Source organism: Entomobacter blattae (assembly GCF_014672835.1).
GTDB classification, from domain to species: Bacteria; Pseudomonadota; Alphaproteobacteria; order Acetobacterales; family Acetobacteraceae; genus Entomobacter; species Entomobacter blattae.
Genome location: NZ_CP060244.1, coordinates 2,438,008 through 2,464,269 on the forward strand (window position 1 = coordinate 2,438,008; position 26,262 = coordinate 2,464,269).

Annotated in this window: 30 protein-coding genes and 1 tRNA gene; 10 read left to right on the top strand and 21 right to left on the bottom strand. The window is 42.5% G+C overall.

What is annotated here, in order from left to right; genetic code table 11:
* Positions 1–151: 151 nt before the first annotated feature.
* A complete protein-coding gene (locus JGUZn3_RS10990) occupies positions 152–1,297 on the bottom strand; it encodes an alkene reductase (RefSeq protein ID WP_203413551.1) in 1,146 nt (381 codons plus the stop codon).
* A gap of 201 nt (positions 1,298–1,498) precedes the next feature.
* Here JGUZn3_RS10990 and JGUZn3_RS10995 point away from each other — a divergent pair, with 201 nt between their 5' ends.
* Together JGUZn3_RS10995 and JGUZn3_RS11000 are read left to right on the top strand one after the other, a co-directional pair.
* On the top strand, positions 1,499–1,813 hold the full coding sequence (locus JGUZn3_RS10995; RefSeq protein ID WP_203413552.1) for a hypothetical protein: 315 nt from the start codon (positions 1,499–1,501) through the stop codon (positions 1,811–1,813).
* Positions 1,814–1,919: 106 nt separating this feature from the next.
* Positions 1,920–2,519 carry a histidine phosphatase family protein gene (locus tag JGUZn3_RS11000; protein WP_203413553.1) on the top strand — a complete coding sequence of 200 codons (600 nt, stop codon included), beginning with the start codon at positions 1,920–1,922 and terminating at the stop codon, positions 2,517–2,519.
* 89 nt (positions 2,520–2,608) lie between these two features.
* On the opposite strand, the gene JGUZn3_RS11005 is transcribed toward JGUZn3_RS11000, so the two are convergent.
* The 6 genes from JGUZn3_RS11005 to JGUZn3_RS11030 all read right to left on the bottom strand — a co-directional run bounded on the left by JGUZn3_RS11005 (position 2,609) and on the right by JGUZn3_RS11030 (position 12,195).
* A complete protein-coding gene (locus JGUZn3_RS11005; protein ID WP_203413554.1) occupies positions 2,609–3,652 on the bottom strand; it encodes a ribonucleotide-diphosphate reductase subunit beta in 1,044 nt (347 codons plus the stop codon).
* Positions 3,643–6,423 (bottom strand): ribonucleoside-diphosphate reductase subunit alpha, encoded by a 2,781-nt coding sequence (locus JGUZn3_RS11010; protein ID WP_203413555.1) that lies wholly within the window; start codon positions 6,421–6,423, stop codon positions 3,643–3,645. The genes JGUZn3_RS11005 and JGUZn3_RS11010 overlap by 10 nt, the downstream gene beginning before the upstream one ends.
* Before the next feature lie 331 nt (positions 6,424–6,754).
* Positions 6,755–8,845 (bottom strand): S46 family peptidase, encoded by a 2,091-nt coding sequence (locus tag JGUZn3_RS11015; RefSeq protein ID WP_203413556.1) that lies wholly within the window; start codon positions 8,843–8,845, stop codon positions 6,755–6,757.
* 55 nt (positions 8,846–8,900) lie between these two features.
* Positions 8,901–10,259: a hypothetical protein gene (locus tag JGUZn3_RS11020; protein WP_203413557.1), complete on the bottom strand. Its 1,359-nt coding sequence runs from the start codon at positions 10,257–10,259 to the stop codon at positions 8,901–8,903.
* Positions 10,260–10,431: 172 nt separating this feature from the next.
* On the bottom strand, positions 10,432–11,226 hold the full coding sequence (locus JGUZn3_RS11025; RefSeq protein WP_203413558.1) for an SDR family NAD(P)-dependent oxidoreductase: 795 nt from the start codon (positions 11,224–11,226) through the stop codon (positions 10,432–10,434).
* 51 nt (positions 11,227–11,277) lie between these two features.
* Positions 11,278–12,195 carry a hypothetical protein gene (locus JGUZn3_RS11030; protein WP_203413559.1) on the bottom strand — a complete coding sequence of 306 codons (918 nt, stop codon included), beginning with the start codon at positions 12,193–12,195 and terminating at the stop codon, positions 11,278–11,280.
* Positions 12,196–12,686: 491 nt separating this feature from the next.
* Between JGUZn3_RS11030 and JGUZn3_RS11035 the strand changes: the two genes are divergently transcribed.
* From JGUZn3_RS11035 to JGUZn3_RS11045, 3 genes are all read left to right on the top strand, one after another.
* Complete coding sequence (locus tag JGUZn3_RS11035; RefSeq protein ID WP_203413560.1) at positions 12,687–13,655, top strand: bile acid:sodium symporter family protein; 969 nt, start codon at positions 12,687–12,689, stop codon at positions 13,653–13,655.
* A gap of 155 nt (positions 13,656–13,810) precedes the next feature.
* Positions 13,811–13,900: transfer RNA gene (locus JGUZn3_RS11040), tRNA-Ser, on the top strand.
* A gap of 171 nt (positions 13,901–14,071) precedes the next feature.
* A complete protein-coding gene (locus JGUZn3_RS11045; RefSeq protein ID WP_338030752.1) occupies positions 14,072–15,292 on the top strand; it encodes a tyrosine-type recombinase/integrase in 1,221 nt (406 codons plus the stop codon).
* Between the two features lies 1 nt (position 15,293).
* Here JGUZn3_RS11045 and JGUZn3_RS11050 read toward each other — a convergent pair whose 3' ends face one another.
* From JGUZn3_RS11050 to JGUZn3_RS11090, 9 genes are all read right to left on the bottom strand, one after another.
* Positions 15,294–16,388 (bottom strand): ImmA/IrrE family metallo-endopeptidase, encoded by a 1,095-nt coding sequence (locus tag JGUZn3_RS11050; RefSeq protein WP_203413562.1) that lies wholly within the window; start codon positions 16,386–16,388, stop codon positions 15,294–15,296.
* A 6-nt stretch (positions 16,389–16,394) separates the two neighbouring features.
* Positions 16,395–17,051, bottom strand: a complete 657-nt coding sequence (locus JGUZn3_RS11055; RefSeq protein WP_203413563.1) for a hypothetical protein — start codon at positions 17,049–17,051, stop codon at positions 16,395–16,397.
* Between the two features lie 74 nt (positions 17,052–17,125).
* A complete protein-coding gene (locus tag JGUZn3_RS11060; RefSeq protein ID WP_203413564.1) occupies positions 17,126–17,380 on the bottom strand; it encodes a helix-turn-helix transcriptional regulator in 255 nt (84 codons plus the stop codon).
* Between the two features lie 318 nt (positions 17,381–17,698).
* Positions 17,699–17,995 carry a hypothetical protein gene (locus tag JGUZn3_RS11065; RefSeq protein WP_203413565.1) on the bottom strand — a complete coding sequence of 99 codons (297 nt, stop codon included), beginning with the start codon at positions 17,993–17,995 and terminating at the stop codon, positions 17,699–17,701.
* On the bottom strand, positions 17,992–18,318 hold the full coding sequence (locus JGUZn3_RS11070) for a hypothetical protein (RefSeq protein WP_203413566.1): 327 nt from the start codon (positions 18,316–18,318) through the stop codon (positions 17,992–17,994). Before JGUZn3_RS11070 ends, JGUZn3_RS11065 begins: the two co-directional genes overlap by 4 nt.
* An 11-nt stretch (positions 18,319–18,329) precedes the next feature.
* Entirely contained in the window at positions 18,330–18,830 is a 501-nt protein-coding gene (locus JGUZn3_RS11075) for a hypothetical protein (protein ID WP_203413567.1), read from the bottom strand.
* A gap of 173 nt (positions 18,831–19,003) precedes the next feature.
* Positions 19,004–19,213: a hypothetical protein gene (locus tag JGUZn3_RS11080; protein WP_203413568.1), complete on the bottom strand. Its 210-nt coding sequence runs from the start codon at positions 19,211–19,213 to the stop codon at positions 19,004–19,006.
* Positions 19,214–19,217: 4 nt separating this feature from the next.
* Complete coding sequence (locus JGUZn3_RS11085) at positions 19,218–19,463, bottom strand: hypothetical protein (RefSeq protein ID WP_203413569.1); 246 nt, start codon at positions 19,461–19,463, stop codon at positions 19,218–19,220.
* A 110-nt stretch (positions 19,464–19,573) separates the two neighbouring features.
* Complete coding sequence (locus JGUZn3_RS11090) at positions 19,574–19,879, bottom strand: DUF2312 domain-containing protein (RefSeq protein WP_203413570.1); 306 nt, start codon at positions 19,877–19,879, stop codon at positions 19,574–19,576.
* A gap of 111 nt (positions 19,880–19,990) precedes the next feature.
* On the opposite strand from JGUZn3_RS11090, the gene JGUZn3_RS11095 reads away from it, so the two are divergent.
* Positions 19,991–20,146 carry a hypothetical protein gene (locus tag JGUZn3_RS11095; protein WP_203413571.1) on the top strand — a complete coding sequence of 52 codons (156 nt, stop codon included), beginning with the start codon at positions 19,991–19,993 and terminating at the stop codon, positions 20,144–20,146.
* A 37-nt stretch (positions 20,147–20,183) separates the two neighbouring features.
* Here JGUZn3_RS11095 and JGUZn3_RS11100 read toward each other — a convergent pair whose 3' ends face one another.
* Positions 20,184–20,459, bottom strand: a complete 276-nt coding sequence (locus JGUZn3_RS11100) for a hypothetical protein (RefSeq protein ID WP_203413572.1) — start codon at positions 20,457–20,459, stop codon at positions 20,184–20,186.
* Positions 20,460–20,715: 256 nt separating this feature from the next.
* Positions 20,716–21,255, bottom strand: coding sequence for a helix-turn-helix domain-containing protein (locus JGUZn3_RS11105; protein ID WP_203413573.1), 540 nt, complete (start codon positions 21,253–21,255; stop codon positions 20,716–20,718).
* Between the two features lie 131 nt (positions 21,256–21,386).
* On the opposite strand from JGUZn3_RS11105, the gene JGUZn3_RS11110 reads away from it, so the two are divergent.
* Positions 21,387–21,590 (top strand): hypothetical protein, encoded by a 204-nt coding sequence (locus JGUZn3_RS11110; RefSeq protein WP_203413574.1) that lies wholly within the window; start codon positions 21,387–21,389, stop codon positions 21,588–21,590.
* Here the strand turns inward: JGUZn3_RS11110 and JGUZn3_RS11115 are convergent.
* From JGUZn3_RS11115 to JGUZn3_RS11125, 3 genes are all read right to left on the bottom strand, one after another.
* Positions 21,587–21,898, bottom strand: coding sequence for a DUF3892 domain-containing protein (locus tag JGUZn3_RS11115; RefSeq protein ID WP_203413575.1), 312 nt, complete (start codon positions 21,896–21,898; stop codon positions 21,587–21,589). The genes JGUZn3_RS11110 and JGUZn3_RS11115 overlap by 4 nt on opposite strands.
* 324 nt (positions 21,899–22,222) lie before the next feature.
* Entirely contained in the window at positions 22,223–22,732 is a 510-nt protein-coding gene (locus tag JGUZn3_RS11120; RefSeq protein ID WP_203413576.1) for a hypothetical protein, read from the bottom strand.
* A gap of 237 nt (positions 22,733–22,969) precedes the next feature.
* Positions 22,970–23,482 carry a hypothetical protein gene (locus tag JGUZn3_RS11125; protein ID WP_203413577.1) on the bottom strand — a complete coding sequence of 171 codons (513 nt, stop codon included), beginning with the start codon at positions 23,480–23,482 and terminating at the stop codon, positions 22,970–22,972.
* 156 nt (positions 23,483–23,638) lie between these two features.
* On the opposite strand from JGUZn3_RS11125, the gene JGUZn3_RS11130 reads away from it, so the two are divergent.
* Genes JGUZn3_RS11130 through JGUZn3_RS11140 form a run of 3 tightly spaced genes read left to right on the top strand, consistent with a single transcriptional unit; the run spans position 23,639 to position 25,856 of the window.
* Complete coding sequence (locus JGUZn3_RS11130) at positions 23,639–24,325, top strand: hypothetical protein (RefSeq protein ID WP_203413578.1); 687 nt, start codon at positions 23,639–23,641, stop codon at positions 24,323–24,325.
* The gene (locus JGUZn3_RS11135; protein ID WP_203413579.1) at positions 24,322–24,825 is read left to right on the top strand and encodes a hypothetical protein; all 504 of its coding nucleotides are present in this window, start codon (positions 24,322–24,324) and stop codon (positions 24,823–24,825) included. Before JGUZn3_RS11130 ends, JGUZn3_RS11135 begins: the two co-directional genes overlap by 4 nt.
* Positions 24,822–25,856, top strand: coding sequence for a hypothetical protein (locus tag JGUZn3_RS11140; RefSeq protein ID WP_203413580.1), 1,035 nt, complete (start codon positions 24,822–24,824; stop codon positions 25,854–25,856). The genes JGUZn3_RS11135 and JGUZn3_RS11140 overlap by 4 nt, the downstream gene beginning before the upstream one ends.
* Positions 25,857–26,262 lie beyond the last annotated feature (406 nt).

Sequence of the window (26,262 nt, forward strand, 5' to 3'; positions counted from 1 at the left end):
GAAAAAGAAATATAGCTTCAGAAAAGAGTACTCATTCAACCGTTATTATGAATAGCCTCTCTCCTTCTATTGACAAGATCTCCTCTCTTTTATTCCCCTCTTTTGAAAAAGAGGGGAATAAAGGCCCTTAAGAAAGCTATTTTTCCTGAGCTCATTCCTTATAAATAGGGTAGTCAATATATCCCTTTTCATGGCCAAAATATTTTGTATCATCATCAATCTTATTATAAGGATAGCCATGCTCAATACGGGAAACCAGGTCAGGGTTAGCAATAAAAAGGCGACCAAACCCCACCATATCCACCAACCCGCTCCCTACGGCCTTTGCGGCTTTCTCCGCCGTATAGCGTCCAGCACACAAGACTTTCCCCGTAAACACTTTTCTGATCCCCTCTCTAAAGGAAACGGGAAGCTCTTCAGCATCATCCCAATCGGCTTCTGCAAGGGAAACATAGGCAATGCCTAATTTTTGCAAGGCAGCAATGGCGGTTACATAAAATTCATGGGGATTCTTTTCAACAAAACCCAAATAGGCTCGTGGTTGGTTTGTGGTCGTAAATAATGGTGAGAACCTTACCCCTACCTTGTCCTTTCCCAATACATCAACAAGCTGTTCGACGACTTCGATCATAAAACGCAGCCTGTTTTGCACGCTTCCGCCATACTGGTCTGTTCTTTGGTTGGTATGTTCCGAGAGAAACTGATTAACCAGATACCCGTTCGCAGCGTGTAACTCTACCCCATCAAAACCGGCTTCTTTTGCATTCAGAGCAGCCTGCCGATAAAGCCCAACGAGCTCTTCTACCTCTTGTGTTGATAAGGCCCTAGGCATAGAAGGCGTTGCCAGAACAATGTTGCCCTCAGGAGAAAGAACGGAGGTTTTAACATTATTCGCCTGGAGGGCTGAAGGGGTAATTGGGGGTAACCCACCGGGTTGAAGAGAAGTATGAGAGACCCTGCCCACATGCCATAATTGGGCAAAAATAACCCCTTTATGTTGATGAACCGCCTTAACAACTTTTTTCCATCCTTCGACCTGTTCAGGTGTATAAAGACCAGGAGTGGCCACAAACCCCCTGCCCCGTGGCTCTATCACAATCCCTTCTGTGACCATAAGACCTGCTTGCGTGCGTTGGGCGTAATAGGTGGCCATCATCTCGTTGGGAATGTCTCCCGGCTGCGTACTCCGCGAACGGGTAAGTGCAGGAAGAAAGATACGGTTCTTTAGCACTTGAGACCCAAGCTTTACGGGTTGGAATAAGAGATCCAGAGTGGTTTTTTCAGGAGAGTTCAGCATAAAATTCCTCAATAAAATATTTGTCTAACAGTCATTTATAATCTTTATATAGATAGATATTTATATATTTCAATATATAAATTAAATTGATTTTCCTTCAAACTCACCTCACAAGAATATTTGAATAATGAAAAATCTCATATTAAGGTAAACTCATTGATTATAAGAATGATATACCCTTTTTTAGGACATGGACTTAATATGAATATCTGGGTCATCGCCTACGAAATCCAGGATAAAGAAAAATTGCATACCGTCTTGGTAGAGCTTAAAAATAAATTTACAGCCTGCCAAATCCAAAATAACGTATGGCTTGTTCAACATCCTGGTGACATCCACTTTATGATGGGACATTTTGGTTTTCTAATCGGAAAAGAAGACAAATTATGGATTTCCCAGGTGATTCACACCTTCTCAAACGGAAACGTCCATAATGAATATGGGTTTGTTAACCCGCTTGATCAGGCTTTAACCTGGTTAAACGTTTATCACCCACAGCAGTATTTTAAAACTTAGGTTTTATTTTCTTAATAAGGCTCGTCATCACTACGGTTTTTTATTAAACTGTATACCGTATAGTACGTCATAGCCTCTCTAGTTATCATTCAAAAAAGGATGCTTTATGCCACATAGCCCTTCCAGTACAGAAATCTGGCTTTTCCGTCATGGAGAAACAGAGTGGTCTCTCTCGGGAGCCCATACCGGCCGAACCGACATTCCCCTAACGGAAAATGGCCGTAAGCAGGCCATGGCCTTGCGCCCTATTGTTGCTAAACAAAGCTTTGACTTGGTTCTAACAAGCCCTCTTTCCCGCGCAAAAGAAACATGCCAATTAGCAGGTCTAGGGGATAAAGCCCAGGAAGACACCAACCTTTACGAATGGGATTACGGCGAATATGAAGGCAAAAAAACTGCCGATATCCGCAAGACAATTCCTGATTGGAGTATTTGGACCACCCCCATAAAAGAAGGGGAAAGCCTTGATATGGTAGAAAAACGTGCTGCGGCCCTTATCCAACGCTGCCTTGACCATAAAGGAAAGATTGCCCTTTTTGCCCATGGCCACATCCTGCGTATTCTGGGCGCTTATTGGTCAGCCAAGAAGGCCTCTTTTGGGGCTCATCTTGCCCTGAGCACCGCTTCGATCTGTAAATTAGGGTATGAGCGAGAAAATCAGGTGATCTCCACATGGAACCTGACTTCGCATTTGGAAAATATTTAGAATTTTCAAAAAATACCCCTTCTAAAGCCTCTTAAAAAAAGAGGCTTTAGGCTGCTACCCCGCTCTTAAGCGGGGCTTGCATAAGCCCCTTAATCCCAGGATAGCCCACCACCGGTTTGATATTCCGTAACCCTGGTCTCAAAAAAGTTCTTCTCTTTTTTAATATTCGCTTGTTCATCTAACCACGGAAGAACATTCTGACTCTCAGGATAAGGATTTTCCAACCCGACCTGACGCGCCCTACGAGAAGCAATAAAGCGATATTGCTGCATGTGGAGGTCTGCATTATAGCCTAAAATAGGCTCTTGCAGAATATAGTTGGCGTACCGCTGTTCGGCAGCTTCTGATTCTTCCCATAATAAGGCAACTTCTTTAGGATCAAGCTGGATATTTTCTTCCTTCATCAGCTCCCGAATCACCCTGATCCCAAAGCCACAATGCAAAACCTCATCACGCATAATATATTGAAGCTGCTCGGCCGTACCCTTCATCAAACCACGGCGCTGAAGCGAAAAAATGGGCGAAAACCCATTATAAAACCATGTCCCTTCAAAAATAACGGCAAAAAACAGATAAGATAGTACAAATTCCTGCAAATTGTAGCGGTCTGTCAAATCAAACTCAGAAGATAAGATGCGGTTCAAGCGTTTATTGGCTAAAGCGATCTTCCCATGAATTTCTGGAACCACTCGGTAACGATTATAAATCTCTTCTTGGTCCAGCCCTATCACTTCAATACAGTGTTGATAAGTCCAGGTATGTAAGGCTTCCTCATACACCTGTCTCGCCTGGTAGATCTGCAGTTCAGGTGCAGCCATTTTCTCCATAACCGCCAGACCAATATTTCGCATCGCCAAAATATCAGAGGTGGTTAAATAAGCCAAAACATTCTCAAAAACATGTTTTTCTGCAGGGGTCAGCTTGTTTTTATAGTCGTTAAGATCTTGGCCCATCCCAATTTCTAGCGGGGTCCAATGATTTTTATTGGCTTTAAGAAAATACTCCCAAGCCCATTTATATTTAAATGGCGCTAACTGGTTAATATCAGCAAGGCCATTGACTATACGCTTATCCGAAGCCTTCACAGGCTTTAAAGCCCGTGGAGTTTCGTTCTCATGACTGCTCACTGGCATACCTCACACGCTCCATTATCCATAGAACATACTATGGCTTCCTCGTAAGTTGTCTCTTCAACCACTGAGGTAATCTTCTCAGCAGAAGAAGCCCCAACTGTACGCAAATAATAAGTGCTTTTTAACCCCGACATCCATGCCTGTTTATAAATGGCATCCAGCTTTTTCCCCGAAGGGTGATCGAGATAAATGTTCAAGGATTGGGCCTGATCTATCCATTTTTGCCGCCTTGCAGCCGTGTCAATAATTTTTTCAGGATCAATCTCAAAGGCGGTTTTATATAAACGCTTAAGTTCAGCGGGAACTCTTTCAATTTTTTGAACCGACCCATCATAATATTTCAGATCGCTTATCATGGTTTCATCCCAAAGGCCAAGCTTCTTTAAAGCATTTACCAAATGTGTGTTAATAAGATAAAATTCCCCTGAGAGGTTAGATTTAACATAAATATTTTGATAAATCGGCTCTATTGATTGGGTAACACCAACAATATTGGCAATGGTTGCCGTAGGAGCAATGGCCATAATATTGGAATTACGCATGCCTGTTTTTTTAATTTTTTGACGCAACAAATCCCAATTCAGACGCGTATCGTAATTAACCCTTACAAACTCTTCTGAGCGCTCTTCAACGAGAAAGGCAAGAGAGTCGATCGGTAAAATGCCTTTTGACCATAAAGATCCCTCGTAAGTTTGGTATTTTCCTTTTTCAACAGCCAAATCAGCAGAGGCTTCAATCGCATAATAACTAATCTGCTCCATAAGCATATCTGAAAACTCAATAGCCTCAGGAGAATCATAAGGGATATTCTGTAAATATAGAGCATCATGAAACCCCATTATCCCCAGCCCTACTGGCCTGTGACGCATATTGGAGTTCCGCGCCTTTTCTACAGGGTAGAAATTAATATCAATAACGTTATCGAGCATTCGTACTGCGGTACGAATAGTTGATTTGAGCTTTTCTCTGTCGAGAACACCCCCAATAATATGATTAGCCAGGTTAATAGAACCCAGATTACAAACCGCAATTTCATCCTTACTGGTGTTAAGGGTAATTTCTGTACACAAGTTAGAACTATGAACGACACCCACATGCTGTTGAGGGTTACGGATATTACAAGGATCTTTAAAGACAACCCAAGGATGGCCTGTTTCAAACACCATGGAGAGCATTTTCCGCCACAGACCCACAGCTTCTACCACCCGAAAGTTTCTTATTTTTCCTTCGGCCGCCTGCTGCTCATAATAAGCATAGCGCTCTTCAAATTTTCTTCCATATAAATCATGCAAGTCTGGCACATCAGAAGGGGAGAATAATGTCCAGCTGCCTTCTTCAACCACCCGTTTCATAAATAAATCAGGAATCCAGTTGGCGATATTCATATCATGCGTACGGCGACGTTCGTCTCCCGTATTCTTTCTTAATTCAAGAAATTCCTCAATATCGAGATGCCACGTCTCTAAATATGCACAAACAGCCCCCTTGCGTTTCCCTCCCTGATTGACGGCAACTGCAGTATCATTGGCCACCTTCATAAAAGGGATAACCCCTTGAGACTTGCCATTGGTTCCTTTAATGAAGGCCCCTAAAGCCCGAACAGGTGTCCAGTCATTTCCCAACCCTCCTGCAAATTTGGATAACATGGCATTATCACGGATAGAATCAAAAATCTCATAAAGATCATCGGGTACGGTGGTAAGATAGCAGCTCGAGAGTTGTTGATGGAGAGTGCCTGAATTAAACAAGGTCGGTGTTGAGGCCATATAGTCAAAAGAAGAGAGAAGGTTATAAAACTCTATGGCTTTTTCTGTCTTACTTGCTCCTTCATTAATAGCCAGGCCCATAGCAACCCGCATTAAAAACAGCTGAGGGGCTTCAAAGCGTTTGTCATCCGTATTCAGCAAATAGCGGTCATACAAGGTTTGTAACCCCAGATACCCAAACAGGGCATCCCGTTCGGGGTGAAGGCTTTGTTGGAGCTTTTCGATATCAAACTCCAGAAGTTTTGGGCTAATTAATTCTGCCTCAACGCCTGCTTGCAAATAAAGCGGGAAAATATCCTGATAAGGAAAAGACACTTTTTCCAACACGCTCAAGGCTGGACGATCAAAAAACCCAAGAATTTCCTGATATAGAGCATTCAACAAAAACCCCGCTGCCACAAAATTATAGGCCGGATCTTTTTCAATAAATGCCCGTGTCGTTAAAATAAGCCCCTCAATAATATCATCTTCAGGAATGTTATTATAAAAGGTTTTGATGGATTCTGATTTAATCAACCCCAAGTCAACTTCTGGAAAACCCTTTGCCACCAAACTTACAAAACGGTTGAAAACATCGGGTTCAATATGGATGCTCTCATTATTCCTGTTCTGTACCGTAAATTGGCTAAAAAAGGCCGATACCGAATCCTGATCTTTCTCGGGCTTGCGAAGCTCAGCACGATTATTACGGTAAATAATATAGTTCTTGGCAACATCAAAATGGCCAACCTTCATCAGGACTCGTTCAACAATATCCTGAATCTGCTCAACCGTAATATCTTTATGAGAGGCAATAAACCCCTGAACTTCTTGATAAACCTGAGAGGTCAGCTCGTTTAAAACGGTTTTATATTGGGCTGAGCGAAAGACATCAATATTTTTAGTAGCAGAAAACGCCTTACCCATAGCGATTTTGATTTTGTCTTCATTATAGGAGACTCGATCACCATTCCGCTTAATCACATGAAGAACATTGATTTTCTCTTCCATTTTAAGACCACTCACGAGTCATTCCCCTTTACGTTACTCTCTACGGTTACTTGATAGGATATTTATAACTTTATGGATTATCTTAATATACCCAGATAATGTAAAAAATCCTCTAAATATATTCGGAGCATTTTATAGAACGTTCTATACGAAAACAATATATAGGATAAAAATATAAATAATAATCAATATTTAGATCAACCTCCAATGAGGATTCATGGCCCCATTTCCTCGAAATGTAAGAAAACTCACTCATTCTAAAGGGTGAGCATTCTGAGTTTCTCATCACAATAAGAAAAAGCCATACAATTTTTGATACAAAAGTATATCAAGAAAGAATTCTTTTCTATCGTTTACCTTTCTGTAACTCATCGACAAGTTTTGGAGTGTTATAAACCTTTTGCAAAGATTGCATGATGGCCGCCGTATCAACAGCAATAGCCCGATTATTTTGAAGGTCAAAATAATAGTCCCCGCCAATAGAATGCAGATTACCATCAAAAATTAACCCTACCACTTGCCCCTCCCGATCGATAACGGGAGAACCTGAGTTGCCTCCAATAATATCATTCGTAGAAACAAAATCAAAAGGGACAGCAAGGTTTAAACGGGAGCGAGCAGCCTTCCAGGCTGCAGTAAGCTCAAAGGGTGGGCGCTCTTCTGCTCGTTCGTAAAGCCCTGCAAAATTTGTAAACGGCGAGATCTCCGCGCCATTTTCTTTCCACCCCTTTACTGTTCCGTAAGACAGACGCTGGGTAAAAGTTGCATCGGGGTATATGTTTTCTCCTTCCCTGGCAAAGATAAGGCCAGAAAGCTGCTGATGAACCTGCTGCTGAGGAGCCATGACCTGATCATCCATCTCTTTCCGTAAGGAACGGGCATAAGGCTCTATCTTTAGGGCTAAGGCTATCATGGGGTCTGAGGAGGAAGAAAGGGCCTTCTCCCCTTGCTCCCACAAGCGCAAGCGGTATTGTGGGTCTTCCAAATGGGTTCCCTCCACCAGCTGGTCAGCCAGTTCTGACGGAGTTTTCCCCTTAAGGATGACTTTAACCATTTTATGATCCACCCCTAAAACTTGCCGCATTTTGGTAAGGGAAAGGGCAAGCTCCATTTTCTCTAAGGCTTTATAGACCGGAGCCTGGGCCGCTAGCAAAGCCTTAATCTCTGGGATCCGGGCCTCATGCCATTCGACCAATCTTTCAGAATCTGGCTTAAAACGCTCTTGCTTCCCTCTGACAATGAGATTCGCATATTGATATAGATTTCCTGCAAAGCCCAAATTTTTTTCAAACATTAAATAAGGGAAAATAATGTTTTTCTCTGTCGCTAGAGAACGATCCATCACAGCCCAAAGGGTATCTCCATCAAGGTCTGGAGTCTTATTATTTTGGGCCCATGATTGAAGGGTTGCTTCTTCCTTCTGTTTACGGGCTATAAAAGAAGGATCGTTGAGGGTTTGCAGAAAATTTCTGTAAACTTTTAGGCTATTCTGCACCAGAAAAATCTTTTCTTGAGCTTCCTCTTTCTGGGGTTGCCCTTGGCGGGCATATTGCCATAAAGCGCCATCCAGTGTTGCATAATAGTCCAACACAAACGGAATAAGGGTATTTCGTGAAAATAACAGCTCACTTAACAAGTTCTGCCTAGACGTATGCCCAGGATTTCCAGAAGTAAAGACAAGATCTCCAGCCTTTGGCCCATTGGCGTTAAAAGGAAGATATTCTGTTTTAGCAGGCTTGCCATTTTCATAAGCCCGTAAAAAGGTTACATCCAGATCATAACGGGGGAAATTAAAATTGTCTTCATCCCCCCCAAAAAAGGCAATATTCTGGTCGGGTGCCATAACCAGCCTTACATCCTGATAACGTTTATAACGATAGAGGGAAAATTTCCCTCCATGATACAACGTCACAACATCACAACGCCATTGTATGGGGTCTCCAGTTACACATTCCTTTTCAAGCGTGCTTTTTATCTTATTAAGGCTTTGTGTATACTCACGCCCCTTCTTTCCTGAGGTTGCCTCTTTAACCTGTGGAGTGACATCGGTAATTTTATCAAGGCGATCAAGCTCCATGGCAGGGCACTGTTTTTCCTCAGAGAGACTTTCGGCCGAAAATCCCTTTGTAAAATAGTTCTCCTGTTTGGTTGAAAGTTGTTGAAGACATTCATTCGCACAATGATGGTTGGTCATAACCAGCCCATTCTCAGAGACGAAGGAAGCAGAGCATCCCCGTGCCAAACGGGCAGAAGCCTTTGTAACCCGATTAATCCATTCCGCACTGGGTACAAAATTATACTGCTTTTTTAACTCGGCTAAGGGAAGATGGTCCATCGTCCACATCCCTTCTTCTGCCCATGCAGAAAATATGGGCCAACCCATGATAAGGGCAAAAGCAGCCATTCCATATGAATAGTTACGTGTCGTCTTCATCATCCTACTTTCCCTCAAACACACTATAGTATCATGCCATTTTTATACTGCCGGGTGATCAGGGGCACATTACGGGCGCAAATGTCTCCCACCCCAAGACCATTTCTCTATTCATAGCATAGTCCCCTTGAGGAATAGAGGCGAGATAACCATAGGAGGTCTTAAAACAGACGGTACTTTCTGTTAATTTCTGAACGCATAGCCCCCGAGCAGTTTTATCAAAAATAGGCCGCTCTGTAAGGGCTATCTCTCCATCCCCATTAATAATTTCCATCCCAAACAGATAATCATGAAACCTTACAGCAGGAATATACCCATAAGCAGTCAGTAATAATTGCACAGGCAATACCATTTCGCCCACACTATTCAGTCGATAATCCACTAGCCTTTTTTCTTGAGGCGAATATCCCATTAAATTCCCATGATAACCAACAACCAAGATGGTCTGAGCCTTAAAAGCAATTGGCTTGGTATCATCAAATTTACTGAACCAACAATACTGAAATACGTACCAATATAAATCTGTTCCCTCCTCCTTGTACCCCCTGTTATAAAGGGAAAAAATAATGCTCCCCATAAGCGTATCATCTCTTAAAATATCCTCGTATTTAGTGGCCTCTTTCCTTTTCCAAATATTATTTTTCAACATCCGATAGACCAAAAGCGGATGCTTTCTAAAACCTGCACAAATACGGTAATAAATATTTGTACTATTCCGCCGCCTAACACGTGAAACCCGCCCTTTGAGCTCATCAAATGTTATTTTTCCGAAGGCAAACTCTACCATATCGGTATAAACTGTACTTTGCCTTAACGAATGAGAAACCACATGACCAGCATAAAAAAGAGGTATCGTGAGCAATTTTTCTTCCCTTGTAGACTCCTCTTTAAGAAGATCCTTCAAAGCTATGTGATAGAGAACATCAATGGGATAAGCCGGGTCAAAAAAAGTTACAACCGTGGACGTAATTTTTTCATCGTGATCAAACCTTCCACGAGCAACATTTTTATAGTCTAAGACAAACTCTGGCGAAAAACCAAATTGTTCGACATATTGCTCTATTTCAAAATGAAAGGTTGGGGCCAAGGAAAATACAAATTCGCAGTTTAATCGCTGCGCATGTTTAATAACGGCAAACCCGCCCGCTGAAGAGCCAATTCCAATAGCTTTTCTATAGTTCCTTGTAACACTAAGGCAAGCTTGGAGGGCATGCTCAGTGTGTTCCGAAAGGTACCAGCTCCGCTTTAGGCTCGTAAACCCCACGCAGCTTATATTATGTTTTAAACAATACCCTTTCAAAAAAAAACTTTCGCGGGCCTCTTCTTCATGCCCAACTCCCATAAAGGTAATCAGTACATAATCTGTATTACCAGGTTCATACTGCACGATAATATCATCGGAATCAAAAATTATCACTGGCTTAGCCTCGTTAGCATTTATTTATTTATTTTTTGTTAATTTTTTATTTTATAAGCAATTATAAAAAACTCTATCTTATCTAGAATACTATATAATACTCTTTTTTATAAAATAAAAACCTGTATAATTATTATACAGGTTTTGTAATTTTATCTCATTACTTGCTACACTATCCTAAATGGCGAAGCAACCCACCTTCTACACGTAATGAGGCCCCCGACGTAGCCGATGCTAAATCTGAACAGACAAATGCTACCATGTTCCCAACCTCTTCAGGCTCTATCAAACGCTGAATAAGCGATGAAGAACGGTGTTCAGGAATAAAATTTTTTTCGACTTCTTCTACCGATTTGCCTGTTTTTTGGGCCTGAGCTCTGAACATTTCCATCACCCCTTCTGTACGGGTTGGGCCAGGCAGTATACTATTCACAGTAACCCCACTGCCTGCTACTGATTCTGCAAGCCCTCTTGCAATGGCAACTTGTGCTGTTTTGGTAAATCCGTAATGGATCATATTCGGTGGAATATTAAGGGCCGATTCACTGGCTATAAAAGCAACACGCCCCCACCTTTTTTTAACCATTTCCGGCAAATAATGCCGGGTTAAGCGTACCCCACTCATAACATTAATCTCAAAAAAACGCTGCCAGTCTTCATCCGTTACGTCTTCAAAGTTTTTTTCTTCGAATATTCCCAGATTATTCACTAAAATATCAGCCCTGGGAATTTTTTTTACAAATTCTGCAACGCCTGCACCACTCCCCAGATCCCCGGCAACGGGAAGAAATTGCCCATGAGGAACAAGGGTAGAAAGTTTACTGCAAGCTTCCTTGGTTTTTGCTTCTGTTCTTCCATTGACAACAACTTCAGCCCCAGTTTCAGCGAGCTTTTGGGCTATGGCAAAACCAATTCCAAGGGTAGAGCCAGAAACAATGGCAAGCTTGCCTGTATTACTAATTTTCATTAAAAATACCCTTCTAAAGGCAGATGGTTTCCACCTCTTTTTCCTAAAATACTACTGAATAGGAAGAGGCACGTGGTTGACAACCAAAACCCCATCCTCCCAATTTAAATCCCACGCATAATTATCTTTATTATGATGAGCAACAAAACGAGCAAGAATAGCAATAGTACTCGCCTTAGTGAGATGTTGCTGCTGTAACAAAGCTATAAAATCTTCAAAATGTTGGATTGAAACCTCTCCTGAGGCTTTGCTTCCCTCTTGGCTAGCCGATAACACGACATTACCCTTGCCGTTTATATAAATCTGCTTCTTTGAAGCTTCAAGCCCCACATTCCCTAGTGCAACCTGCGTGGATGGTGAGAGAGGTCGTCCACTGATGAGGGTCATAAGAGCAGGAAATGAGGAGGGTTGGATTGTAAATTTAAGGTTGATATTTGAAGGAAGAAGGGCTGCTGTCTGATCGACGGGTGTTTTTACAATATCCTCTGCCTTTACGGAAACAGTATAAGGAGCTTTCTTACTGCTGCCTGTAATAACCATAGTGGTGGTAGCAAATGTGGTTTGGTTACCATTATAATGAATTGCTACATCACCCCATGTCAGGTGAATTTTTCCACCACTGGCCAAATAAGAAACAACCGGCTCAAAAGTGGCTGTAAAATGTTCTGGGCTACATCCCATACTATGTTGGCCGGTAACAGCAGATAACAACACAACCGAAACAGAATGCGCCAAACCTTCCAAAGAAACGTCTTTTGATAAAGTCCCCCCTTCTGTTTTAACATTTATGGTTTTTGCAGCAAATGTTGCAGGTTTGGGATTGGTTGAGTTGAGATTAATGGCTAAATCCTGAGCATTAAACAATCCTGCCTTACCAGATTGGGCATTCTGCTTGACCGTAGCACATTCTGCTGGAAGGGATTGCCCCTGCGCTTGATTCTCCCAGAAGAAAAAGGGGGAAATCAACAAAATACTTCCTATAGCCCCTGAGTGTAGACCTCTCCAAAACGCAGACACGAATGATCTTTTAAAATCTTGCTTCATCCAAAAAATACCTTAAACTGAAACGTACAAACTTAAACATTTATAAATTTTTTACAAAATTTTCTTCACCAAAATTCTTTATCCGAGAATGCCACTTGCCATTACCATAACTTTTACCCATAATTTCACGACACATAAACAATCTTGCCCACTCCTGTTACCCTTTCTCACTGGTCAAACCAAGGGAGCCCTAACATTTCATTTGCCATCCCTTAAAAGCAAGGCCTATTCCTTCATATCTCTATCTTTATACCATAGGCTGCCCTTTATAAATGACACTTTTAAGGCTGAACCTCCCAAAGACTGCCCCCTCAAAACTGGTACCCCCAAGAGGCTAAGCACATAAAGGCAGGTACATAGAGGCTGTTTATAAATCCTTTCCTTTCTTATCATTGAGTTCCACTAAGTTTGACATTATGAAACCTGATCCTTTTCTTCTCGGGCTTATCGGCGCTATAGTCTTGGCAACTTTTCTCCCTTGCGAAGGCATGGGAAGCGTTGTCTTTGAAAACCTGGCCATTGTTGTTATTGCGGCCATGTTCTTCTTACAAGGAGCACGCCTTTCCCCGGGAGCAATATGGAAAGGCATGCTCCATTGGCGGCTTCACCTGCTCATACTAATATGCACCTTTATTCTCTTTCCCCTCCTTGGATTAGCCTTCTATCAAGCGCTCCCAGGCTTACTGAGCCCCATGCTGTGGACGGGGATCATGTTTCTTTGCTGCCTTCCCTCCACGGTGCAATCTTCCATTGCCTTCACCTCTATCGCTAAAGGCAATATTCCCGCAGCGGTATGTGCGGCAACCTTGTCCAATATCTTAGGTATTTTTATTACTCCCCTTTTAACAGGTCTTGTTATTAATAAGGCCAGTGCTATTTCAAGCCATCAGGTACTCTCAATTATCTTTCAGCTTCTTGTTCCCTTCATGGCAGGGCAAATCCTTCAACCGTGGATAGGAAATTGGGCACGACGAAACCGCAAACTTCTTTCTTTTACAGATAGAGGCTCCATCCTTATTGTCGTCTATACCGCCTTTAGCCACGCTGTTACCGGCGGGTTATGGCATAAATTGCCCTTGGGAGAACTCGCCAAAATGAGCTTGCTCGATTTTGTGCTGCTTCTTTGCGTTATTGTTATAACAACTTTTATAAGCCGTATCCTGAAATTTGAAAAAGAAGACGAAATCGCCATTATTTTCTGTGGTTCAAAAAAAACCCTTGCCTCGGGTATTCCTATGGCGAACGTTCTTTTTCCCCCTGCTCACGTGGGCATGATTGTTCTTCCACTGATGGTTTTCCATCAAATACAACTTTTTGTCTGCACTCTTATTGCCCAGCATTTTGCCAAAAGCTTTACTGAAAACAAAAATGGCCATAAACCATAGCGCATCTTGAGAAAATATTTCTTTTTCCCCCTTGCCAAAGGGAAAGAAATACCGCTATCTAGGGGAAACCTTTAGGCAGCTCTTCTATTTATTTTTGCTATAGAGCAAAACAACGCAAAAGCAAAGCCTAATACTGGCCTATATTCTGGCTTAATGGATGGGTGTCCGAGTGGTTTAAGGAACCGGTCTTGAAAACCGGCGAACCTGCAAGGGTTCCGTGGGTTCGAATCCCACCCCATCCGCCAAACCCCTGATGCAGATCGTTTCAAACAGTGACAACCCCCATAAAATACGCTAGTTTTACTTAAGTTTATGTTTCATGTTGTTGCAGCTTGTTGCAAACAATGGCATGAAAAAGCGGGTAAAAAAGCGGGTAAAGATTTTGCCCAGGTGGGTAAAATGGGAATCGGGAATTGTTGAACGATTTAAAGATCAGATCTGCCAAATCTGAGGTTAAAACCTACAGGCTTAGGGATACAGCAGGCCTGTTTTTACAGATTTCTCCCACAGGTCTGAAAACATGGTACTGGCGCTATAAAATTGGCGGCAAGGAAAAAACCTACACTATAGGACGTTATCCTACAATTAGCTTAGCTGATGCCCGCAAGGAAAGAGACCTGGCCAGGGATACTCTTAAACAGGGAAAAGACCCTTCCATTGAGAAAAAACTTAACCGGCTGAATACTTTAAACCGGAATTTTGATACATTTGAAACAGTAGCCAGGGAATGGCATGCCTCTAGGCTGCCATTATGGACAGCACGCCACACCCAGGACGTTATCAGAAGTCTTGAGCGTGATGTTTTTCCTCTTATTGGGCCCATACCAATAGCTGATTTGACAGCTCCTATTATTCTCTCTGTTTTGCAGGCTATAGAGAATCGGGGTGCTATTGAAACAGCACACAGGGTAAGACAGCGTTTAAGTGACATTTTTGTACATGCCATTGCGACAGGGCGAGCCCAAATGGACCCTGCTGCTATTATAGCCCCTGCCTTGCGCCCTGTTATAAAAGGGCGACAACCTGCTATAACAAACCTAGAAGAACTAAAAGCAATGCTGAAACGGGTAGAAGAGGAAGAGGCTCACCCCGTTACTTTGCTCGCCATGCGCCTCTTGGCGCTTACGGTTGTAAGGCCTGGTGAGCTCCGATTCGCTCAATGGAATGAGTTTGAGGATTTAGAAGGGAATAACCCTATATGGCGTGTTCCAGCCGAGCGTATGAAAATGAAGCGGGAGCATCTTGTTCCACTACCCCGGCAAGCTGTTGAGACCGTACTCACCCTTAAGCCCCTGTCTGGGCGATGGGAGCATCTCTTTCCCAACATCCGTCGGCCAATGAAAGCCATGAGTGAAAATGCCCTGGGTTATGTTCTCAACCGGGCCGGCTATCACCATCGGCATGTGCCGCATGGGTTCAGGGCTTCTTTTTCATCTATTATGAATGAAAAGTTTCCACAGGACAGGCAGATTATTGACCTTATGCTGGCTCATGCCCCAAGCAACAAAGTGGAAAGTGCTTATAATAGAGCCCACCATCATGAAAAACGAAGGGAGCTGGCACAGGCCTGGGCTGATATAGTTACTGAAGAACTTAAAACGCCAGCAGAATTGATTATGGGGAAACGTAAGTCATAAACTATTTTATGACTCTTAAATATGAAGCAGGGCGTTCTTTAGATTGAGATACAAAAGAAGCTTCACTTATAGATGTTATTGTCATACCAAAAATAAGATTATTAATTTCTTCTACGGGAATCCTTAACTCAGCCGCTATTTTTTCTTTTGAAATACCCTCTTTTTGCAAGAAGCGAAATATTTGAGTCAAAGTTAATGACATTTCTCGAGGATATGTATTAGGTTCATTTGTTCTATATCCACGTTGACTCAGCTGAATATATAAAGAGCGATACCTTGCTTCTTTAAGTATCTTTAAGGAATGCAATCGATATATTAATGCTGATATTGAAACCAGCCAGTGTTTTTTTAATTCAATTAATCTTTCCAATTCTACAGCAGCAAAAAAAGAAGAATTAGCTAACATTCCACCCTTAGGCATTAAAAAGGCTGAAGCAAAAGAATTGGCTTCTCTTTCTGCATTTTTTCCAGACGAGTCATTATGTCTGTGCATCACTAGATGCCCAAGTTCATGAGCTGCATCAAATCTACTGCGTTCTGTGGTTTTTTTGGTATTAAGAAAGATGAAAGGAACACCATCTTTCCAAAAAGAATACGCGTCCACTTCTAGTGTATCTTCGGACATCGAAAAAACACGTATTCCTTTAGATTCTAAAAGATGGATCATATTCTTTATAGGTAATTCTCCAATACCCCATTTACGCCTTAAACTTTCAGCAACAGCCTCTGGTTCCTGTGAATCAATGAAAGGCACATCCAACTTGGGAAGGGTGTAACGTTTTTCTACCCATTTATTAAAAATAAAGCCTATAGAGCCCGCAGCTAATGCTGCGTTTCTATTACCAGCACTCATACGTGCCAAAGACCGAAAACTAACTATATTTTCCATTGGCAAGAACAAATCCTCTTCCTGGAACCATTCTACAGGAAAATCCAAAACAGAGGCTATTTTTACAAGTATTTCATTGGCTGGTTCATATTCACAGCGCTCGTAACCTCGAATTGTACGAGCTTCTATACCAATTTTCTTAGCAAGATCATTTTGCGTGAGCTTTCTTCTTTTTCTAGCTATTTCAAGTCGATTAGAAGAAAACATAGTTAACTACCCAGCTTTTTTTGCTATTGTAAAATCAATATCAGGACCAAAATTCGGAAGTGGTTCTGCTGGTACTGGATTTAATGGAAGTGTAGGAAGAATAAGGCGCATAATCCAATCTGTAACTTTTCTATCTTCAGATCCAATTAAGCTGTATTTACTAGGCAGAGAAAGCTCTGATCTTAACTCTTGTTTTTCTTGGTCCAAATAAAAAAGTAATATCCAAATATTTTCCTTATTACGTTCAGTATCAGAGGTGTTTAATTCTTTCAAATCTAGACTATATTGATTATATTCTATTAATGAAGCTGTTGCCTGACCTTTACTATTACGTGTCGAAGGAGCTTTATCTTCAACACCTGTAAATTTATTACCAGAACAAACATCAATAGACATAATATTTTTAGGATGTGTTATTAGAGGAATGTTAGAAATATTTCTTCTCTTCCACCCTTCAGTTACTAACTGATCTCGTAAAAATCTTACGGTTTCGTTCCATTGGTAGAAGCCTGGTGCTGTTGGAGAATCATTTTGGGTACGTGTTACCCTGCTCGAATAACCTTGTTGAATCGCTGTTTGAAAATATTCTAAAAGTAACCCCATAGCCTCAAGCTGCTGTTTAACAGAATTCGGCTTAGCAAATACCTTACATACCCGCATCATTTTGACTTTCTGTAATCTACGACTTCACATTTTGTAACATCATATGATGTTACAAAATGTGAAGCAAGAGGAAACTATACCTTTAGACTGTTTTTCCATTCCTCATAAACATGGGCTGGCCAACGTCTGGTTTTTCCACTCAAATGAACAGGTGGTGGAAACTTTCCTTCTCTAATCATCCGCCAGATTGTAAACCGACTGATCGCCATGTCCTCTTGCAACTCTTTAATAGAGAGTAGACGCGTGCTTGACAGTTCCTTCGATATTTTCAAAGGACCCGGTTTTTCTTTATCAGATTCAGATTTATGTGCTTTAGGGCGCGTTGTCATTCTGGGCATTGATCTTTTTCTTGTTCCTGGTATTCATTCTGGCCAGGACTTCATCAGGTGAAGAACCTTGATGGAATGTGAGGTTTGTGTAACCGTCCTGTGCTACAAGCCAGGTATGCTGCATAAAACAATTGGTTCAGACTGTTATGAATGGCAATAATGGTTCCGGGCCCTGTCGTGCCATAAACAATATCTTTCCAGCTTCTTGATACGGAATATGGTTTCTGGATATTCCAGTAAAGAACGGGGGGATAACTTATAAGTTGATGATACCGGCAATAGCGGGATAGCTGTAAAACCACTTATTCTCTCCTGTCACTAGTATGAGATTGCTGTTTGCAGACCTGTTGTTTTGACTGCGGTGATTCTCATGCCAGCCATGATCATAAGACTACAGAGGATTGGTGTGGTGATATAGTTTGTTCTGCCCCTAAGGAAAGCTATGGCAATCATGGCGTGATAAGGTAATAAAGTGGCACGGATTTTATCAAAATTAAGCTCGCCATGCCTGATAAGCCTAAGAAATGTTCCACGGATTTCGGCAGCAAGTTCAGTATTGGCAATATCAACCGCATCTTCAAACAGCATGGTATTTTTGGTGACTGGTTCAGTCATGAGTGTTCCTCCTGGCTCATGATGGAGCCATCTGCCTTGCGGGTGGATGACAGGGCTGCGTAATCAACAATGGCGCTGCCAATGGAGAGAGCCTTGCTTTCATTACCGGCAAGAATGGCGTAACGGTATTGAAGCAGGAGCTCTAGAAGGCCGGCATGGGTAATCTTCTGGTTTTGTTGTGGCATGCGGCGTAAGGCTTCTTCCTTCAGCATTTGGGCATTATCCGGTGTGCCCCACTGGGTGTGGAAAGCGTATTTGGCCAGAAGTGTTTCATGGTCCAGGTTTTTATAGTTGTCGAGATTGTTAAGTTCTGAATGTTTCATTGTTCTTCCCCTCAATTCTTGTACTGGTCTGGCAGGTTGACAATGCCCTCTTCCACCAGTTTCATAACGGTTTCGTGCAGGCTCTCGCGCGTTTTTTCGTCACACAGATAATAGTGCGGCTCGGTATTGTTGGCATGTCGGTGTTGGGGTGTGTAGGCCAGTTTCATGCCGTAATTGGCAGAAAGGACAATGTAGGGGTAGTAGGTGACAACTTCGCCCTCTTTTGAATGCTCAATGAGTTCGTTAGCGTGTTCATAGCGCATGGAACCATTGTGCCGCATAAAGGCCAGAGGAATATTACCTGCATAGCTATACTCATTTTTAATAATGACGTTTTCTATGCCCTTAAAGCGGTATGAAAGGGAGAGCTTTTCAGCAAGGTCTTCCTCAACCTCCCTTAGCGATGAGGTATAATGTGAGGAGCCCTCTTTTTTAGCTTCATGGTTTTTAATGACCAGATTTGCATAGAGATGCAGGGCGGCTCGTTGTGTAGTTAGTAATGATTGGGACATGATGAATAACTTCTATGGGTTGGGCCTGTAGCCATTAAAGGTAAAGTCTAGTGGGCGAATGAGCATGGCTTTGTCGGGCTCAAGCAGTGGGTTTATTTTGGGGGCTTTGATGAAAACTTTGAGGTAGATAGAAGAACGGATATAGAGTGGCTCTACCTTCATCACTTCCCAGTTCATGCCAAAGCAAAGGATGTGGTCTTTGGGTTTAAGCTGATCGGCTGGGAACTGATTTCTGAACATCGTTTTCTTCCCTCGCGCAAGGTGGTGCATTGGGTTTGGCCAATGGCCACTTCCAGATCTTTCTGCCGGCTATCCCTTATACGGGGATGAGGCTCCTGCAGTGGTTTGACCGTGGGGGTTTGGTGTGCATTGTTTTCTGGCATGGCACTATCCCATTCTTAATTGAGGTATGGGTTTACCATTAAGGGTAATGGGGCTTCTTTGTGGAGCAATAGCCCTTTGGTTGTAGCTTTGCTCAAGCAATGTATTGCTGGCCTGGATCTGCTTTTGCATGCTATTGGCCATGTCTGTAGCCCCATAGCAGCGTAGCTGGGCCATGAATTGTTGCTGTGCCGCCAAAACCTTGCGCTGTTTAAGTAGAATTTCAGGCGTAACTCTCCTGTTAAGTGTCATAATGATTCTCCGTGTTATGAGAAAATGGGTGCCGGCAACCGGCTATGTGTGGCCCCCTGTGTGTAAGAAAAGGAGGCAAGAGAGCCACGCAGAGCGGGTTGAGTGTTGGCTTACATGCCCAGGGCCCTACGATAAATATCTAGCAATGTTTCCTGCTCTTCCACTTCGGCGGGTTCCTGCTTACGGATTTTAAGCAACTCGCGGATAACCTTCACATCAAAGCCTGCGGACTTGGCTTCAATATAAATGTCCTTAATATCCCCACTTAGGGCTTTACGTTCTTCTTCGAGGCGTTCAATACGCTCTATGATAGACCGTAGCCTATCGGCCGCTATATTACTGGTGCTCTCCTTTGCAGTGTTGAGTTCTACAGTCGTATTACCACTGGAGAATGTGACTGTGGAATCAAGTGGCATGGCTATGCCCTTTCTACGGTGATACAGCCCGGAAGGGGAGCACGTTGCCCAGCCCTTCCGGATGTTTTATAATGGGAAGTGTCAACAACCATTATAAAAGGGTGAAAACTGATGAATAAGGCATTCATGAGAGATGACAGCATCTCTAGAATTAAAAAAGATACCGATCTCATTAAAAATGAGCTTGAAAAGCAAAGAGTAATTTTGCAGGAAATTCTTGAGCTTTTAAAACAGCTAGTTCCACCCAAAAATGAAGAAAACAAATAACAGTTTTTAAAATTCCTGTTAATTGGCCATTGGCTTCCTATTTCTGGTTTTCTTTTAATATGGTTGCAACTTCCTGTAGAAGTTTTGTTGTAGCCCTCATTTCCGTTGCAACCTCCTGCACAAACTGGACTAATGCATCTTGTTTTTTTGTAGCTGGTGAAGCTCTTTGCTCCATAATGATCTTCACTATTTTTTCCGCCTGCTCCTGCTGAAATTCCTTGTCTGCTGCCAAGCTTATTTTGCACATTGCTGAAGAAATTTCTTCGACAAGCTGATTGTAAATTTCTGCTGTGTTCTGTGTTGTTTCTGTCATTACTTTTTACTGTGAAAAGACACAGAGGGAGATGGACAGGTGTGCTGGCGCTTCCGGATGGCACGGTGTGCATGGTTCCCCCTGTGTAAGGTTAAGGTATAAAATGATGATCCGTCTAACACCGTTAGGGGGAATGTCTAGAAAACCCCTACCGGACCCCCGGATAACGCTCCTCGTGAGAGTCGGCTATCAGGTGGTAGGGGCATTGTGGGATAAATCCACATATATTGTCAATAAGAAATGTGGGTAAATTCCACTATTTTTTTTCTATTTTGGAATTTTCGGCTATTTCACTACGTTTTAAAAGCAAATGAAGATAAGCATCAGCCTCATCTTCGGGTATTTTTCTAAAAGCGGCTAAAAGTAATTTTTCCTTTGTATTTAATCCATTGTCGGCTGAAATACCTTTTGTTATCCAATCTAACGAAACATTAAAATATGTAGACACAGCCATAAGAATCTCCCTACTAGGAAGATCAGCACCTGTTTCTATTTTTGTGAGGTGCGATCTGGAGATTCCAATTTCTGTTGCAAGTTCAACTTGAGTCATCCCTGATTCTTTTCTCAGAGACCGAATTCTCTCGCCTGTATTATTACCAGAATTTTGTAGAGATACATTGTCCATCATACTAGCAATGTTGAACAATTTTTCTTTTCTTTGAGTTATTCCATCCCACATTTTTTCTTGACAATCAATGTGGAATAAGTCCACATATATATTATGATGAATACAAAAGAAATTATTCGAGCAGCGGGTGGCCCTAGCAAGGTAGCAAGAGCTGTTGACCGGCATCATTCCACAGTCTGTAAGTGGGATTTTGTTCCAGGGAAATTTGTAAGAATAGTTTCAGAGCTATCTAAAATACCTCCTGAAACTATTCGCCCGGACATATTTCAGACCACACCAACCCACGAGGAACTACAGAGATGAGTGAAAGAATGAAAAAAGCCACTAATTACCGTAATGTTGTTATACGTGCTTTTAGCCATGTTTTAGTAGCCTCTGATAGCAGTTTTGATGCTGCCATGCTTAAATTTATTGAATGGGGAGAAAGAAACAAAACCTTTTTCCTTCCACCAGAATTGGTGTCAGATGATGAAGATCGCCCGTTAAATAACTGGCCAGATTAAAACTCTGGTAGGTTTCCTAAATTGTCTTCTTCTTTTTTATTGCTGTCTGTTCGAAGATATTTCTTACCATTGACGACAACAACGGAAACCTTAGCCCCTTCTACCCATTCTCCGCTCTCGTCCTGATAAGCCGTAGCATAAGTAAGATTTTTGTTTTCTATTGCGTTTACTATAGCATTTTTTGTTCTTACTTCTGAATCACCTAGCTTATCTCCAAGATCCTCACAGCGCTTAACAGAATGAATATGTTTATCAGAAGAATTATACCGAACTGCAACAATGATGTATTTAGCCCATTTTTCGGACATACAGGTTTCCTTTTTACTGAGCAGTTTAAGGGAAAGGGTAAGAGAAGTTTTACGGGCATCTCTTACCCAATTGTTAACTTATAGCATCAATCCGTGGTGGGGGCAGCTTCGCCCAGACATATTTAGTCAACCCCAGCAGAAGGAGAGTTGAGAGAATGAACGAAGGCCGACAGCATGCTTTCCCTTTGGAGGTATGGTTTGACACCAACAAGACTTTTGAAAGCTGTATTTATGCTGCTTTTGCCGCTTTGTCGTTTCCGGAAGAGAGTTTTTGGTGTGTGATGAAAAACGGGCATTATGTCTTCTTTACTTATTTGGGAAAAATTAAAAATCGGAGAGTTTTCCAATCCACGAGAATATGTCAGGAATCTGACTTAAGCCCTGAGATATTAAAGACGGCAATTGCGCTTCTAGGACCTTTTGGGGGAGGTGCTTCAAATGGGCTTTAAACGAGTTTTTCTCTCTTTCCGTAGCATTAGAAGCCTCAATCTGTGCTTCAATCAGTGCACGAATAGTTTCGCCAGCTATGGTAATGGTAAATGTTTTGTTGGTAGCAGTTATACCACCCCAATGAGAAAGATAATCCAGGCCAGCAACAGTAAGATGCATGGGTGTACCATGAAGCCATCTATTGTCTATGGTTCTCCTGAGAACATTATTGGCCAAATCATGGTTGATAATATATGCCAAATGCTGAAAATTTTCTTCTGTTGGTTCCATATCTTTTTCGAAAAGACTGTATTGGTAGTCGCTTCGGTTTTCCTTCATCAAGTTCATCATTTTCAAAACAATTTCTTCGTCCGGAAATTCAGTTTTATTTTCAATGTCTACCATTTTTTATTCTTACGATTAATTGTTTGCCCGGACATATTCCAACAGCCAACTCAAAAAGAGATATAAGGATGATAATTACTGATATGTGGTTTGATTATTATGGCGGCGATGAAAAAATATCTAAATGGCGTGTTAGCTCCTCTTTTGGAGACCTTAAAATAATACCTGATTTTTTCTGGACGCATTTACTTGTTGGTGAGCAAAGTTTTTTCATAAAATTTTCTTCTATTGCTTGGGTTAGGGGTGAAAAAATATTTGAAGCCACTGAGATAAATCCGAAAGGGATGGGAATTGATCAATTCCTCTCTTTACCAATTCAGTTAACAGGTTCGTCAGGACCTGATCCGAAGCTTTTTTCAAGCAAGTCAAGAGAGTAGATTTTTCATTTTCAGTAAGGTTGCTTTGTAAAACCTTTTCTAAAAGAATTTTTCGGATTGTTTCTTCATGAAGTTTTACAGTTATAATTTTAAGTGCTGCGGCAATGCCCCCATCAGGAGCAATAAGGTCAATACCATCTTTGGTAATGACACTTTCGTAGACTGGTTCGAAGCCTCTGCCCTTTGGAAAAACTCCACTTTTGCACAAACCGGACTCTTCAAGATAGAGCAAGTCTGCAACCAAGTGATCAATTTTTTCCTGATCTTTAAAAATATCCAAGCCAGAGAAAAAGAACACGCCATTTGGATAAGCTTCCAAAAGAATCTGCAAAATCTGAAGTTGGTGCTCTCTCCTATCATTAATATCAGACATAAGAGTTTCCTTTTACTGAGTAGTTTGAAGGAAAGGGTAAGAGAGGTTTTGCGGGCATCTCTTACCCAGTTGTTAACTACAGGTATTGGAACACAATACGGCCTCTATGGCACGCGAAATAACTTCGCGTGCTCTGGATGGTGAGAGAGAGCAGATATGGCAGGGCGTTCCAAACATTTTGTTGGTGAAGTCATTAACGGGTTCCGCCTGAAGGGCAATGTTTCCTGTGGACGGTGGACTGTTGAATGCACAGAATGTGGGTATAGCCATGATTGGGCAGCAGGCAGGCTTGACAGGAAGATTTGCCTGAACTGTCACCCGACAGAAGACAGACGTGGAAGTCCTCGGAGATTTTATGGCCCTGGGGATGCCCTTAACGGGCGTGTCCTCATTGAACGCCTGAGTAATAATAAATGGCGGAACCGGTGTGAAGCATGCGGCAGAGAGACAGAACGCCACCTTAGTTCTCTCAGGGCCAGTAGCTGCCCCTGTTCACAACGACGTATCAGTAAAGACAGTAACAATGGTAGAGACCTGATTGATTATACGGGAAAAACTGTTGGCTCTTACCTGGTTTCTGCTATGGGAGAGTCTTACCTGGGTGGCTTTACATGGACAGCCACCTGCCAGAAATGTGGCATCACCCGCACGGCTCCCATTAGCAGCTTAAATCAGACATGTACAAACTGCTCCAAAATAGAATACGAAAGTGCCCTTAACACATTAAGAGTCAACTACACCACGGGCCTGCAAGGTCAGCAATTAGTGGAATACAGGCGGTATGTGGCCTGTCATTTCTCGGAAAGGGAAGCGCGTAACAGAGCGCTCCAGGTGCAGCCATGAGTGAGCGTGAGCAGCTAAGGCGTGCGTGCAAAACATTAACCACTGTAGCAATTGACGAATGCGGTGGGCTGGATGCTACACGCTGCCTATTAGGAGTTGGGCAATCTACCTTAAGCGAATACCGACTACCTCATACGAGCAAGGTGGTACCTGTTGATACGGCCATATTGTTAGACCAACAGACAGAGCACCCCTATTTTTTACAGTTGATGGCCCGTGAACTGAATATGGGAATTATCCCCATTGTTCCCCAGAAGGGCATTTTGGGTAAAACAATTGGTGAGATCTCTCGCCTGTCCTCTGAAGCTATTTCAACCAGCGTGGAAGCTATGGCTGATGGTGTGTACGAGATTAAAGAAATTGAAGATATGGAACAGCATTTTCACAGGCTTTTAACTGTGCTGGAGCGCGGTATCGGGATTTTAAACCGAAAACGCCTGGATATGCGCGAACGTGGCCTGACCAGGATTGCTGTTCATGATAAGGGGGAATGCCCATGAGGGGAGATGCAGCCCTTTTACGCTTTGCCCAGAGCGATCTGGTTTTTAACCTGGTCTCAGACAGTGCGCGGCGGTTATGGAGTGATATAGCCTGTTTTTTAAACAGTAAAAACCTTACTACTCTGCCGTCTGCCTATGCCAGCCAAATAGATACATTGTTTGAGCGCAGACGAACACTGACCCCCCTGGTGGATGAGCTGATCACTTATGACCTGTTAACCCGCGGGGAAAACGGATGCCTGATATGCCCTTATCTGGTTGAGCAGGCAGAAAAACGAAACTTACGGAAAGCCAGGAAGCAGGAAAAGCAGGCCCGCCTAACCCAACTGATTGAAACTGGCCAACTGCAAGCGGGTGATGATTTACGCACCATTACCAGCCGCGCTAACGGTAAAAAAGGTGGCCGCCCTAAAAAGCAGATCAAGGGCCAAGGTTATATGATGATGCCTATACAGGGGAATAAACAGGCTGGCCAAAAAGAAAATACCCAGGAAGAGAATGCAAAAAACCTAAATAACCTAAACCAAAACCTAAATTCAGAATTAGGTTATTTAGGTTTCCCCTCTAAGACTAAGCCTAAGAATAATAATATTATTATAAATAACTCTAAGACTCAGACTGAAACCCACGAAAACCTAACTCAAAACCTAAACATACCCCAGGACGTTTTGATGGCCACAACTCTAAAAACAGTTGAGGCGGCCAATTTTGAAGACAGAAGCGAAAAATTCGTTCAAGACCAGATTGGCATGGTCTGCAAGCTCATGAAAAAGGGAATAGACGCTGAAACTATTATTGAGGGTGCAAAAATTACCGCTGAAAAAATGGCCAGGCAAGGTAAAAGGCCGCACCATATGGGTGGGTGTGAAAGAGAGATTTACGCGCTTCACACATTGAAGGTTGGGCAAGGTTTGCTGGGGACTGCCAAGAGCGCAGCATCACCCCCAAAAAGCTACTGCGAGGTGATGTATGAGCAGATCAGGGACAGGGAAATTCAGAAGTTTGAGGCCAACCGTAGCTACAGACCATAAATTCCTGATAAGGAAGAATTCCTCAAACAAAATGCCCATATAAAAGGCCCGGAAGATAACCCATACCTGAAACAGGAAGAAACACACGTGGCATAGATCGCTCCACGGTGGAGCATCGGTAAAATGGGGGTACGCAAAACGTACACCCGCCCCACCGTGGGGAGGGGGCCATGCCCCTTAAAGGGGTGGCAAAACTTTCCACCCCCACAAATTAAAGCATTTACCTGTTCCACGGTGGAACGGGTTCATACAGGAGGCAAACATGAAAAGCTTGACAAAATGGAACGGGTTTTCTAGCGTAATAGGCACTAGAAGTATAGAGCGGTTTCCGCACCCGAGAGCATTGCGGCTTTTTTATGCCTGTATGATTTTTCATGCCGGGTGGAGAAGCGGAAATAAAAGACCT